The organism is Rhizobium sp. BK529 (assembly GCF_014194105.1).
In the GTDB taxonomy this organism is placed as follows: Bacteria; Pseudomonadota; Alphaproteobacteria; order Rhizobiales; family Rhizobiaceae; genus Rhizobium.
Window position 1 is genome coordinate 24321 of sequence record NZ_JACIAU010000001.1, and the last position, 16150, is coordinate 40470.

General features: G+C 58.5%; 14 protein-coding genes and 2 pseudogenes. 5 read left to right on the forward strand and 11 right to left on the reverse strand.

Annotation, left to right across the window (positions count from 1 at the left end; all coding sequences use genetic code 11):
• Window positions 1-143: 143 nt before the first annotated feature.
• A complete protein-coding gene (locus tag FHX08_RS00130) occupies window positions 144-899 on the forward strand; it encodes a transporter (protein WP_132654256.1) in 756 nt (251 codons plus the stop codon).
• 20 nt (window positions 900-919) lie between these two features.
• Here FHX08_RS00130 and FHX08_RS00135 read toward each other — a convergent pair whose 3' ends face one another.
• From FHX08_RS00135 to FHX08_RS00155, 6 genes and pseudogenes are all read right to left on the reverse strand, one after another.
• The gene (locus tag FHX08_RS00135) at window positions 920-1111 is read right to left on the reverse strand and encodes a hypothetical protein (RefSeq protein ID WP_184327384.1); all 192 of its coding nucleotides are present in this window, start codon (window positions 1109-1111) and stop codon (window positions 920-922) included.
• A 105-nt stretch (window positions 1112-1216) separates the two neighbouring features.
• Window positions 1217-1351, reverse strand: a pseudogene (locus tag FHX08_RS31990) (hypothetical protein); the annotation flags it as partial.
• Window positions 1299-1409 (reverse strand): annotated as a pseudogene (locus FHX08_RS31995) (hypothetical protein); the annotation flags it as partial. The pseudogenes FHX08_RS31990 and FHX08_RS31995, both read right to left, overlap by 53 nt.
• Before the next feature lie 91 nt (window positions 1410-1500).
• A complete protein-coding gene (locus FHX08_RS00145) occupies window positions 1501-2712 on the reverse strand; it encodes an alpha/beta hydrolase (RefSeq protein WP_132653267.1) in 1212 nt (403 codons plus the stop codon).
• A gap of 283 nt (window positions 2713-2995) precedes the next feature.
• On the reverse strand, window positions 2996-4099 hold the full coding sequence (locus FHX08_RS00150) for a glycosyltransferase family 2 protein (RefSeq protein WP_245508257.1): 1104 nt from the start codon (window positions 4097-4099) through the stop codon (window positions 2996-2998).
• A 69-nt stretch (window positions 4100-4168) separates the two neighbouring features.
• On the reverse strand, window positions 4169-5080 hold the full coding sequence (locus FHX08_RS00155; protein WP_132653268.1) for a glycosyltransferase family 8 protein: 912 nt from the start codon (window positions 5078-5080) through the stop codon (window positions 4169-4171).
• A gap of 278 nt (window positions 5081-5358) precedes the next feature.
• Here FHX08_RS00155 and FHX08_RS00160 point away from each other — a divergent pair, with 278 nt between their 5' ends.
• Entirely contained in the window at window positions 5359-5655 is a 297-nt protein-coding gene (locus FHX08_RS00160) for a hypothetical protein (protein ID WP_132653269.1), read from the forward strand.
• 29 nt (window positions 5656-5684) lie between these two features.
• Here FHX08_RS00160 and FHX08_RS00165 read toward each other — a convergent pair whose 3' ends face one another.
• The 5 genes from FHX08_RS00165 to FHX08_RS00185 form a co-directional block, all read right to left on the reverse strand.
• Entirely contained in the window at window positions 5685-7136 is a 1452-nt protein-coding gene (locus FHX08_RS00165; protein WP_132653270.1) for a hypothetical protein, read from the reverse strand.
• 133 nt (window positions 7137-7269) lie between these two features.
• Complete coding sequence (locus FHX08_RS00170) at window positions 7270-8643, reverse strand: polysaccharide biosynthesis/export family protein (protein ID WP_132653271.1); 1374 nt, start codon at window positions 8641-8643, stop codon at window positions 7270-7272.
• A gap of 8 nt (window positions 8644-8651) precedes the next feature.
• Window positions 8652-9602 carry a glycosyltransferase family 2 protein gene (locus tag FHX08_RS00175; protein WP_132653272.1) on the reverse strand — a complete coding sequence of 317 codons (951 nt, stop codon included), beginning with the start codon at window positions 9600-9602 and terminating at the stop codon, window positions 8652-8654.
• On the reverse strand, window positions 9599-11350 hold the full coding sequence (locus tag FHX08_RS00180; RefSeq protein ID WP_132653273.1) for a GumC family protein: 1752 nt from the start codon (window positions 11348-11350) through the stop codon (window positions 9599-9601). Before FHX08_RS00180 ends, FHX08_RS00175 begins: the two co-directional genes overlap by 4 nt.
• A gap of 87 nt (window positions 11351-11437) precedes the next feature.
• A complete protein-coding gene (locus FHX08_RS00185) occupies window positions 11438-12151 on the reverse strand; it encodes a sugar transferase (RefSeq protein WP_132653274.1) in 714 nt (237 codons plus the stop codon).
• 470 nt (window positions 12152-12621) lie between these two features.
• Here FHX08_RS00185 and FHX08_RS00190 point away from each other — a divergent pair, with 470 nt between their 5' ends.
• From FHX08_RS00190 to FHX08_RS00200, 3 genes are all read left to right on the forward strand, one after another.
• Window positions 12622-13359 (forward strand): Crp/Fnr family transcriptional regulator, encoded by a 738-nt coding sequence (locus tag FHX08_RS00190; protein WP_132654258.1) that lies wholly within the window; start codon window positions 12622-12624, stop codon window positions 13357-13359.
• A gap of 119 nt (window positions 13360-13478) precedes the next feature.
• A complete protein-coding gene (locus FHX08_RS00195) occupies window positions 13479-14870 on the forward strand; it encodes a glycosyltransferase family 4 protein (RefSeq protein WP_132653275.1) in 1392 nt (463 codons plus the stop codon).
• Window positions 14867-16111 (forward strand): glycosyltransferase family 4 protein, encoded by a 1245-nt coding sequence (locus FHX08_RS00200; RefSeq protein WP_132653276.1) that lies wholly within the window; start codon window positions 14867-14869, stop codon window positions 16109-16111. Before FHX08_RS00195 ends, FHX08_RS00200 begins: the two co-directional genes overlap by 4 nt.
• The last annotated feature ends 39 nt before the right edge of the window (window positions 16112-16150 follow it).

Here is a 16150-nt window from a genome sequence, read left to right on the forward strand (position 1 = left end):
AGATGGGCAGCGTAAATTTACGGTAACGTACTTGTTTGCCGGATCGTGCCTGTGTCTTGATGCCTCATGGATATCGGAGGGACATGATGGGCCGTATAAGGTTCACGCCTTGCTTGCTGGCGCTATCGTTTGGCCTTTCTGGCATGATCGGCACTGCCGGCGCGCAGGAGGCCGACAGCGATCTTGCCAAGAAACTCAGCAATCCAGTCGCTTCGCTGATCAGCGTTCCCTTCCAATTCAACTACGATCGTGGCTTCGGCCCTGAGGATGGCAACCGCGAGACGCTCAACATCCAGCCCGTGATACCGTTTTCCATCAACGAGGACTGGAACGTCATATCGAGAACCATTCTGCCGGTGATCTGGCAGAACGATATTGCGGGCTCCTCCGGCCACCAGTTCGGCATCGGCGATATCACACAGAGCTTCTTCTTCTCTCCCAAGCAGCCCGGACCTAGCGGGCTGATCTGGGGCATCGGCCCGGTCTTTCTTATTCCGACAGCCACGGACGAATTGCTGGGGAGCGGCAAATGGGGTGCGGGGCCGACCGCAGTGCTGCTGAAACAGGACGGTCCCTGGACCTATGGCATCCTTGCCAATCACATCTGGTCCTTTGCAGGCCAGAGCGACAGGGCGGACGTAAGTTCGACCTTCCTGCAGCCTTTCCTCTCCTACACAACGAAAAATGCATGGACCTTCACGCTCAACACGGAGAGCACCTATGACTGGGAAGCCAACCAGTGGTCCGTGCCAATCAACCTGCAGGCTTCGAAGCTTTTGAAATTTGGCCAGCAGCCGGTCAGCCTTACCGCCGGTGTTCGCTATTGGGCCGACGCGTCCGATAACGGGGCCGAAGGCTGGGCGTTCCGCGTCGGCATGACGTTCCTGTTTCCCAAATAGGGATGGGCATAGCGCTGCTGTCAGGCAAGCTCTCTTCTGTCAGGCGCGGTCGGATGGAGCGGCGGCAGTACCAATCGTTTTTTCTCGTCGATCAGCATGCCTCGCCAACCAATCGGCGATGGTTCGATATCCGAGCTCGCAGGCCCAAGACTGAAGGGCGGAGGCGCGGTGAAGAAGTCGGGTACGAAGACTTCGTCCCGGTTGAGCCGCATGATTGCGGCTTCCGATTGTTCGTCGGGATAGCAGACCTCGACATGCATGAGGAAACGGTCGAGCTGCGCTTCGAGCAGCGGATAGGTGCCCTCCTGCTCTATCGGTTTTGCGTCGCCATGACCATGAAGAGGCAGGCAGCGGATAGCTTTTGCCGCCGACGGTGACCTGTCGTTCCTCCATCGCCTCGAGCAGGGCCGATTGCACTTTGGCGGGCGCGCGGTTGATCTCGTCGGCGGGATGAGATTGGCGAAAATCGGTCCTTGCTGAAACTTGAATTCGCCCTTGCCGCCTTCGCACGCGCGACAGTTCTGAATCGAGTTTTTTTGGCCAGGCTCTTGATTGCCCGCGTCTTCGCAAGACCTGGCAGACCTTCGACGAGCAGGTGGCGTTACTGTGTCAGTGGCTCGGATTCCGGGTCGGAGTGCAGCGTATCTTCAACCTTCACCGGCTTTGCGGCGACCGGCGGATGTTCCACGATCGCCAGCGGGGCCGCGACGGCCGTGCCTGCGACCTTGCCCACCGTTTGCACCGTGCCGCCGACGACGGCGGCGACACCATCGCCGAGGGTTATATTGGAATCCGTCAGCGGCTGGCCAGTCATCAGCCGCTGGCCGATCAACTGTACGATCTCGGGGCTTTCGGCAAACTTACCATGGTTGAGCTTATCACCGGTGTTGACCTTGGTCAGGTCGATCGCGGTAATGCCTGCCTCTTCCAGCTTGCTGCGATAGGGCTCCTTCGATGGGTCAATGGCACCGAGCCGGGATACTTTGCCGGTGATCAAGCTGGAGACCGCCAGAGCCCGATCGTCCTGAGAAACGAAGATCGTGAATTTCGGATGTGGCGTGCCCATCTCCACGAATTGCTTGGCAAAGACCTGGATGTCGATATCGGGCGAGGCAAGAATGACGTCGCGGATCTTGGGATTCACATGCCCGTCGCGGATGCCCATCTGGCGCAGGGATTCCATCGCAAGCCAGGTCCCCATGGAATGGGCAAGGATGGTGATATCTTTGACGCTCGGATCCTGCGCGAGAATCCGCAGTGCCTGTTCGAGCGCTGTGCGCGAATAATTCGTGCTTTCCTTGTCGTATTCATAGGCTGTCAGCCGGGCGCGCGATGGCCAGGTGAAAAGGACCGGCGTGGCCTTCATACCGCTGTCGTGAACGATTTGGGCCAGCCGGAAGACTGAATCCTCATAGGTATTGTTGAAGCCATGCACGAAGACGAGAGCATGACCGTCTACGAGATGCTGTTTGAACCAGGCACGTCCCTCCGTTCGCGTATCGAGTGGCTCGACACGCGTAACGGCGAAATCGGTCGCTGGGTTAGGCGGCAGCCGCTCGGGCCATTGAACCGTGCCGGCCGCACGCTTCGGCGGAATGGAAATGGCGATGTCCGTCAGGTAGGGCTTGGGACTGCGCTCACCATTAAAAAGCGTTGCAGGATCGCCGGATGGCTGGCGCGTCGTAGCCACCAGCATCTCGACCTGCGAGGTTTTCGGAGTCTTGGCTGTGAGCGCAACAGGAGTCATCACCCCGGTCGGATGGCCGCAACCTGCAAGTACCGAAAGTCCGGCGAGGAGAATGCGTCTCGGCATAACTGTTTCCTGGTTTCACCGGAATGGCACCATAGGCCTCACGCGTGCGCGTGGAAGTACGTTACCGTAAATACCTGTTTTGAACAGGCGTTTACGATCGTTTTCATTAGTTGCCTTTTTCCCAGGCGACCGCAATACCGCGGGACAAAATCGGTCAAGGTCCAGATATTGTGCCGTTCGGCAAGAATTGCCGCATCTGACGCTTGACTGGCCTCGATTGTGGCAACGGCGCCACTGCCAAACGGCAGACGAACGAGAGGGCATCGACGAAGCGCCGACATTCTTAACGGGATGAAGCAACCTTATCCGGAACCGCGGTGGGCAGAGAAACCGCCGGCTGGGTCGGTTCGCCAGCCCGGAGATTTTTTTGTCTGATCTCCGCGTCGGAAAGGCTGCGCCAATGCTGCCAGCCTTCACCTTGTAGCAGACCATGGTCGGAGAGGTCCTTCCAGTGACTGTAGCTGCCGGTGCCGGTGTAGACGAAGTTGCGGGCGTCTTCGGGGGAGGAATACATCGTATATTCGGCAGTGTGCTCTGCGCGATTTGCGGTGTCGGCGACCTTGTGCAGGAAACTCGACAGAAACTTGAAGTGGAGGAGTGCGCCGGTGATGCCGACGGTGCCGCGCATTTCGCCGAGATTAAGGGAGAGTGGCCAGACCTGGTGCGAGGATTTGAGATAGAGGCGTTCGCCGGAAACGTAGATCAGTGGGATCTTATTGAGCGCCGGACCATCCCAGGTGCGGCCGCGGAAGTAGACACGGCCGCGCACTCCACCCTTGATCCAGATGGTCCGGCTGTTGCTGTCGAAATGCGATTCATAGCCTGAACGGTCGAAGAGGCTGCACACGTCGAGTGGGTTGCGGCCAGGCTCGCAGACATTTTCGCTGACGGGGTTGCGGCTGTACATATCGATCATGACCGAGCGTAGCGAGCAGGCGTCGACGGATTCCATATAGGCGGTCAGCTGGCTAATCGAGCGCGTATCGCAATGCGGATAGACGAGAAACTCGTCCGCATCGACATAGAGAACCCACTTTTCCTGGCAATGGCGGTTCATGACCGCGTTGATCCAGTCATTACCAAAGCGAGCCGCCTTATAGGAGCCGGTGGCCGAGAGCAGCGAAACATCCTCCATGCCGGATAGGAGCTCGGCCGTGCCGTCACTCGAGCCGTTGTCAATGCAGATGAAATGCTCGACGCCGAGATTGCGATAATATTGCAGGAAGAACTCCATGCGGTGTCCTTCGTCGCGGATCACGCAGATCAGGACATGGCGTGCCTGTTTCAGGCTGTCGCGCAGCCCGCCATAGCCGACTTGGCCGGCCTTCAGCGAGCGTCGCAGCCGGGCCTTGGCGTAATGCGAGATACTGGTGGTCAAAGCGCTCATTTCTGCTCCTGAACACTCGTGCCGGCGTCAAATTCCGGCTTTGCCTGCAGGGATCGGACGGGCGTCGCGTCAGCAGACATAGTCGCCGACGAGCAAGGTCCGAACATGCGGATTAGGGGCTTTGTTCTGCAGGGCATGTTGCATGCGCTCGCGGATCGAACGGTATTTATAGATCACCTTGCGGTCGAAGCTGATGCCTCGATAGAGAGCGTTATAGGCGGGGTGCGTTCTGCGCAGATCGGTATAGACCTGGCTCTCGGTGTCGCTCCAAGGAAAGAACGTGCCGTGCCAAGGTTTCGGGTGAGCCATGTAATGGACAATGGCGAGCGCGGACATATCCACCAGGTGCAGGAACTGCTTAGGGAAATTCCAACGGTTCGAGACCAGAATGAGGGAGGAGCCGCAGACATAGTTCAGCGCGCCCTGATCATGCTTGCCATCGCAGGCTTCCGGGTTCGTGGCAAAGAGCTGTAGCGCTTCCGGTCCGATCCAGCCATCGCGGTGGAATTTCAGAACGCCAGCATTGAAATAGCTGCTGTCCTTGCCGTTCTGCAACAGGCCGTGAATGGAGGTGTAATCGCGTGCTGCGAAGAACTTTCCAGGAGGCGCAAACGCATTTTCGAGGTCGGCAAGGCTGCTGACGATCTGTGTGTCGCCATCCAGATAGATGATCTGCGTATAGTTTTCCGGCAGCACCTGAGCCAGCACCAACTTGGCCATGGTGCTGACGCTGATGCGGCCCATGAAATGTGAACCATCGAGCTTGCCAAGAGATTCCTGCAGAGCTTCGGTTGCGTCCATCAATTTGACGCCGCTCAGCGCCAGCAGGCTTTTCAGCTCCTCGAAATTGTCGAGGTGCTCCGACATAAGAACGCAAATATCGGTCTCGGAACTTGCAAATTTCCGGGCCTGAAGCGCCGAAAGAATAGTCGGAAAGGAATATTCGACATCCGTAACATAGGCCACGCACTGATTACTCATGGTACAATCCTTCTCGTAATTCTTCGTCGGGAAGTGGCTGGGACTGCTCTAGGTTTCTTGCTGCCGAAGCGCTGTCCTGCACTTGCTGGATTCGGGCAGTTCCTCATCCAATCAGCAGCCAGTCGCGTCTCATCGGCACTTTGATCGCGGCGGATTGTGAGAAAATTAACTGCTGCCGTCGCTCCACTAGCAAAAGCTAGGTGTTGTAGATTGAGCCCTGTAATGTGAAGATTGGTATGGGACGCATGTGGGGCGGTAGAAACGGATAAGGCATCGCAATGCTGAACGGCACGATCATTGTGATTCTGATTTCGCTCGCAGCCGGAACGGCTATTCGCGCCTGGGCCTTCGCCATTTTCGCGATCGTCGTAGCTCTTGGTTTCGGTATCGTGGCCAATCAAAGCGCCTCGCTGCTGGAAGCGGCACTTTACGGCCTGGGCATCCTCGTGCTGATGCAGGTCTGCTACGTGACGGGCGTCTTCGTGGCCGGTCTCTGGCGCCGCAGCCGCAAGCCTGCCAAGGAAAGTGCGATCGCCGATCCAGCGCCTGTGCCAAGCAAACAGAGACAAAGCTGACATCACCGACATCTTTTCTGCCCCGTACATCATCGCGATGAAAACACCGGCGTACTCATCAGAGACGCCGGCGTCCTCTGCAGGCGGGTCGTACGCTGCGACGACGCGTGAGGCACGGTCAGGCAGCCGCTTGCGAGACCGGCCGTGATGCTGAAAAGCAGGCCGAGGTCTGTGCTGCTTCCGGAGATCGTCGCCGAAGCAATCTGTGCGACGGAAGCGAAGACGGCGGCCATTCCGATTGCCCGGTTTTCGCGGTTCACCAGCTTGCTGCGGCTAGCGGCCATCAGCAGGCTGTAGAGGAAGAGCAGGAAGAGCGCCGTGCCGGTCAGGCCGACATTCGACAAAAGTGCCGCAGCGAAGCTTGATGTGCGGACAGTGCCAAGGCCTGCTCCAAACGTCGCCGTTTCCACGAACGAGATCAGCGCCAGCGTGTTCCATGCAGCGCGCTCCTCGCCGGACTGCGACTCCAGCTTATTGGCCAGGGTAACGTTTGCCAGATCTCCGAGAGCATTCCAGATACTCGGGATCAGCGCCACGGCCATGATGACACAGGGCACCATAAGCAGGGTGATCAAAAGGAAGATGGCATAAGGGCGTGTCGCCTGGCCGCTCAGCAGCCGCTTGAGGCTGAACAAGACTGCGACGCCAATCATGAAGAGACCGGCGACATAGGCCGTCGTCGAGGTGCAGAGGACCAGGGTCAGGCCGATCGATATCGTCGCGAGACCGGTAAGCCGGCTCGGAAAGCGCTCAAGCCAGAGAATGAGGGTGAAGCTGAAGAACACCAATGCAGCGGCGCCATAGGCGCTCGCTTCCGGAAAGGAGCCGACGATGCGTTTGAAGCCGCCGATAACCTCGGCGGTGTGCATCGTGTAGTTGGCGTTGCGGATGAAATCGAGCACGTCAGGCTGTCCAATCGTGAATGTTGCGATATCAGCGAGGGCAAAACCCAGACAGACGAGCGCTGTCACGATGAGCTGGTGAGCGATGAATCGACCATATCCGAGCCGTGCAAGACCACAGACGATGGCGAAGCAGACGAGATCGCCGAGCAGATAGACGGACTGTGTCAGATTGGAAGAGCCCGGCGCAAGCGGCGACGCCATGATCGACATCAGACCTGAACTGCTGCGGGCGGACGAATAAACCAGCGTCGCCCCGGCGAAAATGCGCGGCAGGAAAAAGGCTGACACGGCGGAAAACAGAACATAGGCGGCGAACCAGAAACCGGGGCCGGGATAGGCCAGGCTCGTCAGCGCCGCCTGTTTCTGGCGCGGCCTCAGTAATATACCGACCGTGACGAAGAGGAGCAGCAGATGGCTTGGCTGAATACTGCTGCCGCCGAGTACCGGGAGCTGGAAGGCCGCAGCTGCGCCGAGCAGCGTGGAAATGCAGAGCGCTGTGATGGCGAAGCGGGATCCATAGTAAACAAGCGCCAGGCCGAGCAGAAGAACGATGAAGCCGATCGGTTCGATACTCATGCCGGAATCTCCAACATAGATCGAAGGTTCGTTGCCGTCACACCGCGCAGACCATGCGTGCGGCGCAACGAAACGCTCAATGCGGGCATGAACTCAATTCTTACGCTAACAGGCATATTCCTACCGCGGTCTCCTAGTTCGATCCGGTCTGCGATACCCAGTTCGGAGGAGGCGCGTAGCTCCGGGCGATATTGGGAACAAGGGCGGCCGGCTGCTGGGACGGGGGTGTCGGCGACGCGGCTGATGAGGTATCGACAGCGGCCTCGACACCGATCTCGACGATGTCGTGCGGCAGTAGGGCCGTGTTTTCATCTGCTACGATATTGCTGTAGCTGCCGTCCTCGTTGCGGCGAACGATCTTGAATTTCTTTTTGGTCGTGCCAAGGAGTGTCGATTCCGCGCCCATGCGGGCGAGTTCGGCGCTGTAGCCGGCCTGATCGCCAAGGAGCTGCGCCACCTGCATGTCGATCCCCGCCTTGTTGATCGCGAGGGTGATCGTATTCAGTTCCTGCTGATTTTCGGCATTGCGTTTGTTGATGACGTCAGCCTTTTCGCGCTGGCTCTCATTCAGGCCCTGACGGGATTTAGTGAGCGCGATCTCCAGATCCAGCAGTTCGCTCTGGGTTTCTGCCAAGCTCCGATCGACGGAAAATTGGCGGGTATTGCTGGTCAAACCCTTGCTGACGAGGCTGTTGACGTTGTTCAGCTCCTGCTGTGCGAGATCGATCTGCCGCTTCTGGGAGACGACCTTGGCTTCGAGAGACTGGATTTCCTGTGTGTAAAGACGGCTCAGATCATCAGCCGCCTCGACCTTGCTGTTGGTCTCGACAGCTCTCAGGCGCATCAGGTTCAGTTCCTCTGCCTTGAGCTTGCCGATATCGGGCACGCCGGCGATCTCCGAGGGAATGTCGAAATCGGACTGACCGGCAATCTCGGCGCGCAGGCGTGCCGCACGCATCAAGAGATCGCGGCGATTGAGGACGGCTGTACGATAGTCGCCGGCCGCCTGAATGCGGTCCCTGTCGTAGTAGCTGCTGTCGTCCCGCGCCCGCATGTAGCCGCCTGCGATGCTGACGGCTTTTATGACGGTCATATTGGGCTCGAAGGGGTAGCGTCCGGGCCGTTCGATGCTGCCGTTGACGAAGATCGGTGCGTGCTGGTCAATTTCAACGGCGATGAAAGGCCTTCCGGGAAGGTCGGCTTTTTCGGCCAGCGCGTCCGAAATGGCATCCGACAGTTGCTCGGTCGTCTGACCGGCAGCCCTGATCTGGCCGGCGATAGGGATCGAAAGATTGCCTGCATCATCGACGCTGTAGGCTCCATCGAGCGCTTCCCAGCTTGCATATTTTGAATCGGTAGAACGCCATTCCACTATCCGCAGCTTTATCTTATCCTCCGGGACGAGCGTATAGCTGTCGGCATGAGCAACGCTCCATCCCATCGTGCAGGTAAAGACGACGGCAAGGCCAATGAAGGGAAGATGGTCAAGCAAAGAGATGGGCCGCATAACGTCGGTTACCTCCGTTTTACCGCGATGAATGACGAAGACATATCGCGATTTGAGGGTTGGCTGAGTTCGAGGATGCGCATGGGAGACGCACGTCCCATCAGGAGATCGGACAAAGCCAGGAAATTGCCGTTCAGCCGGCCACGACGGTCGACTGCGCGATCGTTGAACAGGACACCACGGATGTTCGCCAGGATATTGCGGCTGATCTGCGCGAGCGCACGGGTCCAGGACATGGTGCCCTTGCGCATCAGATGCGCGGGATTTGCGACCTGCGAATAGCCGAGCCTCTTGCCTGGCTGGCGACCGGACTTGACGCCGAGATGCACGCCGCAGGCACCCGAGATGCGCACCGACCGTCCGTAGCGCGCGATGGACCGGCTGAAATCGACGTCTTCCAACCACCCATAGAGCGGCAATTCCTCGTCGAAGGCCAGCCCGTCGCTGATGATTGGTGCCATCCGAACCGCCATGTTGCATCCGTAGGCGTTGTAGACTTCGGTCACCTGCGCGCCTCTTTCGCCTGCGGTCGTGATGATACGTATGGCTTCGGACTGGGTCAGCCCCTCGCCGAGAATGCCGTCGGCAAGAACGTCACCAGTGGCGATGACCACATCCGGATTGTCGGCGAAGACGGCTGTCATGCGTGGAATGAAGCCGGGCGCGGGGATGAAGTCGTCGTCGAGGAAGATCAGCACGTCTATGTTTGCGCTTGCGGCCTCAATGATACGGTTGCGCTGGCACGTCAGGCCGCGAGGCCCGACCATCAATTCCACGTTCTCGCGGCCGCCAAGCCCGCCGGCGTCATCCAGATTGGGAACGCAGACGATGATGCGCTCCGGCTGAGGCTGGAGGCTGTCGATATAGGTTACCGTCTCCAGAAGCGTCGCCGGCCGGCCCGCGGATGCAATGCCGACGGCGATCTTCAGTTTCGGGGACTGTGGGATCGGGGCAGTCATATCCGAACACTCGACGGTGTGTTGTTGACGATCGCGCCGAGAATTTCTGCTCCGACATTACGCATGCTGTCGACGACGCGAACGGTCTCGTCAATAGACGTGCGGCCGTAAGAGGTTACGACGAGAACGCCATCCAGCTCCGGAGCGATCGCATTGGCATCCGGCGACGAGGTGAAGGCGGAGATATCGACGAATATGGCGTCGAACTCCTTCTTCAGGTCGTTGAAGCTTAGCTGGGTGCGGCGCGAGCTCAGGCGGATGGCGGGTGTTACGGCGCGGACCTTGCCAAGTGGCAGGAACTTCAGCGTCGGCGTCAGCGACAGAGTGGCAGTGCGGATCGCCTCTATATTGTCGAGCACATCGATCAGGCCGGCTGAACTATTCGGCGCGATGGACTTGCTCAGGGAGGACTTTGTCGCCGCAGCATCGATCAGCAGGGTCCGCGAGCCTGATATTGCCGAGAGTACGGCGAGTTCGCAGGCGATGGTGGATGCGCCACAGCCAGGGTTGACGGCAACAATGCCGATCACCACTCGTCGCCTGCGGCGGAAGCCGGTCACAGTCGCACCAAGTTCGGCCATTCCGGGGATCAGCGGGTAGGCGACGGTGCCGCCCTCGTCGGCAGCAGGCAGGGCCCCCGTGCGGCTAATCTTCTTTGCGCGCCCGAGAGGTGTGACGAAAGGCAGGCCAGCCGCCTGCGACAGCTGCTGCGTACGCATGATGCGCCTATCGCTAACGTGGCGGATCATAGCAAGGCCGAGGCCGGAACCGGCGCCGACGACCAGCGCGAAGGCGAGGATCAGCGAATTGTTCGGCTGCGCCTTGGAGAGCGGTGAGGTAGCCTGCGAAACGATGGTGGCGTCGGAGACCGGATAGGAAATGCGCTGTTTGGCCTCGGTGTATTGCGTAAGGGTGTTTTCGAAAAGCGTGCGGCGGGCGTCGGTCGCGCTCTGCAGCTCGGCAAGCTTGAACTGGTCACGCGGATTTGCCTTGAACGTAGCAAGTGCGTTCGCGGCATCGGCAAGTCCGCGCTGCTGTTCATTGACGAACTGTTCGAGCCATTCGCTGTACTGCTGGGCCGCAGCAGCCTTCATCTGGACATTCTTGCGGATGTACTGCTGTGCCACCGCATCGGCGATCTCGACTGCTTTTTGCGGGTTGGAGGCAGATGCGGATATCTCGAGTATCGTCGACTGGCCGATGCGGCGCATTGCGACGATATTGCGCAGCCGCGCGATCACCCGGTCCGTCCGCGTCGCTTCTTGGTTTGCCGCGGCGGCCTGAGTATTACCTGAGGTCGCGTCGCCTGGTACCATCTGGGGCTGCACAGTGCTGGTGAGGTTGCCTGTCAGCCAGTCCTTGACCTTGTCCTGCAGGGAAGTGGCCTGATCGGAGAAGGCCGGATCGCTGGCGAGATTCAGTGCGCTGGCGGCACCGCCAAGGACGTCGCTGGACTTTGCTATTTCAAGCTGCGCATCGATGAAGGCGTCTTCGGCGAACGCCCTTTGAGCGTCCGAGCCGTTCACCTGCGGGAAAACCATGAGCTGTGTGCTGGCCACATAAGTTGGCTTGGCGACGAAGAGATAGGTGGCAGCGAGCGCCAGGAAGACCAGGGTGGTAAGCACGATCCAAGGCCAGCGCATCCTGATGAAAAAGGACAGGTCCCGCAGCGTCAGCGACGAACTACCGCTGACGGTGGTCGGCAAGGAGATTGGAGAGACGCTGCTGAAGACGTGATTTGAGTTCATCGTGTTCTGATCCAAGGGCTAGAGGGTCTTTTTTCGTTGATATCCAGCAGGTGCGGATGGCCAGCCAGGCCACACGTCGTTCTTGGATTAGTAGCAGCCGCGCTGTGAAAACAGGGCGGGAACGGTTTTCGCGATGATGATGAAATCGCGCGCGAGCGACCAGTCACGGACGTATTGGACATCGAGTGCAACTCGATATTCGTAGCTGACATCGTTTCGGCCGCTGATCTGCCATTGTCCCGTCAGACCTGGTCTCGCGGCCATGTAGCTCGTGACATGCTCGCCGTAGCGGGCGAGTTCTTCGGCCGTCACCGGCCGAGGACCTACAATGCTCATTTCGCCGCGCAGGATATTGATGAGCTGCGGCAGCTCATCAATACTGGACTTTCTCAAGATCTCGCCGACTGCAGTGATGCGCGGATCGTTCCTCAGCTTCCGCGTTGTTTCCCATTCGGCCCGCGCTGACGGATTGGTGCGCAGCAACTCGGCGAGCTGGGCGGCGGCATCGGTCCTCATGGTGCGAAACTTGAGGCAGCCGAAAGGGGTGCCTCCATAACCAATGCGCGTATGCGAATAGAAGACTGGTCCCCGGTCGCTCAACTTTACGATGAGCGCCACGATCAGCATGAGAGGTGACAGCAGAACCAGAGCGGTGGTTGCAATCACGATGTCAACTGCCCGCTTGGATGCCCGGCCGACTACATGAGTCCGCGATACTATGCTGCGCTCACTATTCGACCCGGACTGGTCAACGTTCGGCCAGGGCTCACGAACCTCAATACTGTGTGCTTCCCAAGTCATCGACCGACTCCACAAGTTTTCAATTAGAACCTTATGAAGTTTGGTGCACTGCAATGTGCTTGTCTGTGACCACGGTCATAATGCTTAGCAAATTCTTTATGCTAATACTCTGATGCTACGGAATTCTCTGCAGATTGGACGAAACAGCATTTCTAGTTCCTAATTTATTCCAGAGTTTAATCTATATGTCGTCGCGACGCACGGCTTCAGCAGATGAAGTCGGGCGTTGCACTTGTTTTTTGGACAATTTTGATTTCGATCAGCCCAGAAATGGCCAGTTCGTTATAATAGAATTCTCGAATTCGACGGATATTAGAAAAGATATAATTTCTATAACCGCTGGTATCGTCACTATTATTTGAGATGCTCTTGTCATCTTCGATTGTTATTTGACTCTCCAGTTGAGACAATATAAATGATGCAGTGCAGCATCAGCTACGACCAATCTGTTTTGTTGGAGAGTTATGCGCATGGACGGAGCTACACAAACTCGAGAATATAGGGTCGCGGTGGGCAAGGCGGCTATTAGCGTTGTTCCGGATACATCTTTGAACAATCGCATCTCAAGTGACGACGACTTCCCGTTCTCCCGCGCGACTGCTCGAAACTTCCGTCGCGGCGAACTTATTGCAGGCGCTGGAATCCTCGTGGACATGTTCGCCCGCGTGCAACGCGGTCTTGTCAGCGCCAGTACGATGTTGCCGGACGGCAGGGAATTCATCGTCGAGATCATTCCGAGGGGAGGTTTGATCGGTGAACTGGAAGTATTGCGCAGGCAAATGCTGAACCTGGAGTATAGAGCAAGTTCGGATTGCGAGCTATACTTCTTCGAAGGGCGCCTGCTGCGCGAAAGGTACACGACCGATCCACAGTTCCAGGAGAAGGTCTTTTCGAGAACGCTTGCGCGCGTTTCCGAACTGGAACGACGCATCATTTCGAATGCCGGATCGAGCCTGCAATCGCGGCTGGCGGCAATGCTTCTGCGGCTATCTACGGTCTACGGAAAGGACACGCCAGCCAACCGGGACGTGCTGGTCATCTCCCAGAACGATCTGGCGGCGACGCTTCCGGCTTCTCGTGAGAAAGTCAACCAGTGCTTGCGGCGCTTGCGCGAATGCAAGGTGATCGACGGAGGCCAAGGCAGGATCCGTATCCTCAACCGCAAGGCGTTGGAAGCCTATGCCGATGGTGCAGTGTCGGCAAAATAATAGACTTCGTCAGTATTCGGCTGCCGTCTGCAGCCGGTCGATCACCATTCCACCTCTCATGGACGGCATAGGGGCCCAGCCGTCAAAGCATCCATCGTGTCTGTCGTCGGAGAGCTTCTATGAACGACATCGGCCAACTGCGTCCTGATGAGACTGGATCTGCCGCTTCGACCTTACGGTGGCCGGCGTCCGGACGCTATGCAAAATTATGGAGGGACGGCGTCGCCGCGCGACCGGTGCTCGACCGCGTGGTCGTCATTGATGATTATTCCACGGCGAGGGGCGGGGCGACCGCGCTTGCGGTCCTATCGGCGAAGCTCCTTTGCGGGCTCGGCATTGCCGTGACTTATATCTGCGGCGACGATGGAGCGAACGAGGAACTTACGTCTCTCGGCGTTTCAATCGTCAAGCTGAACAGTCGTGATCTTTTGAGTTCCAGCCGCGCCAGGGCCTTTCTAACCGGTATTCACAACCCTGCAGCAGGCAACATGATTTCATCCTGGGTGCGTGCCAACGATACGCCCCAGACGATCTATCATGTCCATGGCTGGCATCAGATTCTGTCACCGGCCATCTTCGACGCGCTTACACCTGTTGCAGAGCGGTGCGTCGTTCACGCACATGATTTCTTCACTGGTTGCCCCAATGGGGCTTTTTTCGATTATCAGGCGCAGCAGATCTGCAAGCGGCGCCCGCTCGGAACAGGCTGCATTGCGACTTCCTGCGACAAGCGCAGCTATGCGCAAAAGCTCTGGCGGACGGCCCGCGGCGCCAATCTCTTCCGTGCGCTCAGAAGCCGCCCTGCCTTCGGCAAGATTATTCTGCTTCATGAAAAAATGGCCGAGTTCCTCGTGAGATCCGGCTACCAGCCGGAACGGCTCGTCACCATCCGCAATCCGATCGCGGCGCTGACGGCCGAGCGGGTCACGGCCGAGGATAACGACGAGTTCGTCTTCATTGGACGGTTGGACGAGGAAAAGGGAATCGAAGACGCGCTTGCCGCGGTGCACAGGGCTCGAGCAAGGCTGTGCGTGATCGGCGACGGACCGCTGATGCCGAAGGTCGTGGCGGCCGGCGCTCATGTCCGGGCCATGGGCTGGCAGTCGCATCCCGAGATCGGCCGGATTATCCGCAGTGCAAGCGCGCTCGTCATGCCGTCGCGCTATCCGGAGCCGTTCGGCCTTGTAGCGATCGAGGCGGCGCGCAGCGGACTTCCTGTCATCATGACCAAGGGCGCCTTCCTGGCCGAAGAAATGGAAAGTGCCGGCATGGCGATTTCCTGCAACACAATGGACGAAGAAGCTTTCGCTGCAACGCTGACGGTCTTCCGCAACATGCCGAAAGAGGATGTCCGCCTCATGAGCGAACGTGCCTTCCGGCTGTCGCCCCATCTGGCAACGACGCATGAAGAATGGCGCGATGCCCTTCTCGCGCAATACCGCAATCTGATTTCCACACATGTGGTGCCCGAGCCGAGGGGCGGGGCGATCGTACAAGGAGCGTTCAGGTGACTGTCAAAGCAGCAAGCTCTCTCTCCGAAGCAATGGCCTTCCGAGGCGATGCACCTGTCCTGGCAAAAAGCAGGACGGTCGATGCTGGCGGCAGAGCGGACATAAAACAGCCTCGCGTCGCTATCGTCCACTATTGGCTGGTGTCGATGCGAGGTGGCGAAAAGGTGGTGGAAGAACTCTGCCGCATGTTCCCGCAGGCAGATATATTCACGCTAGTCTACGATCCCGATCGTATCAGCGATTTTCTGAATAGCCGCAATATCCATACATCCTTCCTGCAGAAGATCCCGCGTTCGAAGCGCTACTACACGAAGATGCTGCCGCTGATGCCCTTTGCGCTCGAGCACTTCGACCTGCAGGATTATGATCTTGTCATTTCAAGCGAATCCGGTCCCGCAAAGGGTATCATTACGCGGGCGGATGCGCTTCATATCTGCTACTGCCATTCGCCCATGCGTTACATCTGGGACCAGTTCCATGTGTACCGGCGCGGCGTTTCGCGAATCGGCAAGGCAATGATGTCGCTTACTGCGCCGATGCTGCGCGCCTGGGATGTCACGACCGCCTCGCGCGTCGATACTTTCGTAGCGAATTCCAGCTATGTCGCTGGTCGTATCCGTCGGTTCTATGACCGCGATGCCGTGGTCATCTATCCGCCGGTCGCGACCGATGATTTCGCCATCGGGCAGGGCAAGGGCGAGTTCTATCTCTGTGCAGGCCAGCTCACCGCCTACAAGCGGCCGGACATTGCCGTGAAGGCTTGCACCGAAATGGGCCGCAACCTGGTCGTGATCGGTGAGGGGGAGCAGGAAGCCTATCTGAAGTCGATCGCCGGACCGACGGTGCAGTTTCTCGGTCATCAGCCGTTCGCGACACTTCGAGATCATCTGTCGCGCTGCCGCGCACTGCTGTTTCCGGGCATCGAGGATTTCGGCATACTGCCAGTAGAGGCGATGGCGTCCGGCCGGCCGGTTTTGGCCTTCGATGCGGGTGGCGCACGCGAAACCGTCTGCGCGCCGCATGTCGGCTTCCGCTTTGCGGAGCAGACTGCGGAAGCATTGATGGAAACGATGGCGGCCTTCGAAGCGGTCGAGGACACGCTCGATCCGACGGCGATCCGTAACCATGCCCTGAGATTCTCCGCTGCGGTTTTTCGCGACCGCCTTGGCGCCCTCATCGATGAACAGCTCGCCAAGCATGGATATCAGGCCGCAAGTGCTGTCCGGAAGAAAGTGAGCTGACCTCCGGCCCAGAGGCCGGCCGGCAAAATCCAGAGCGCC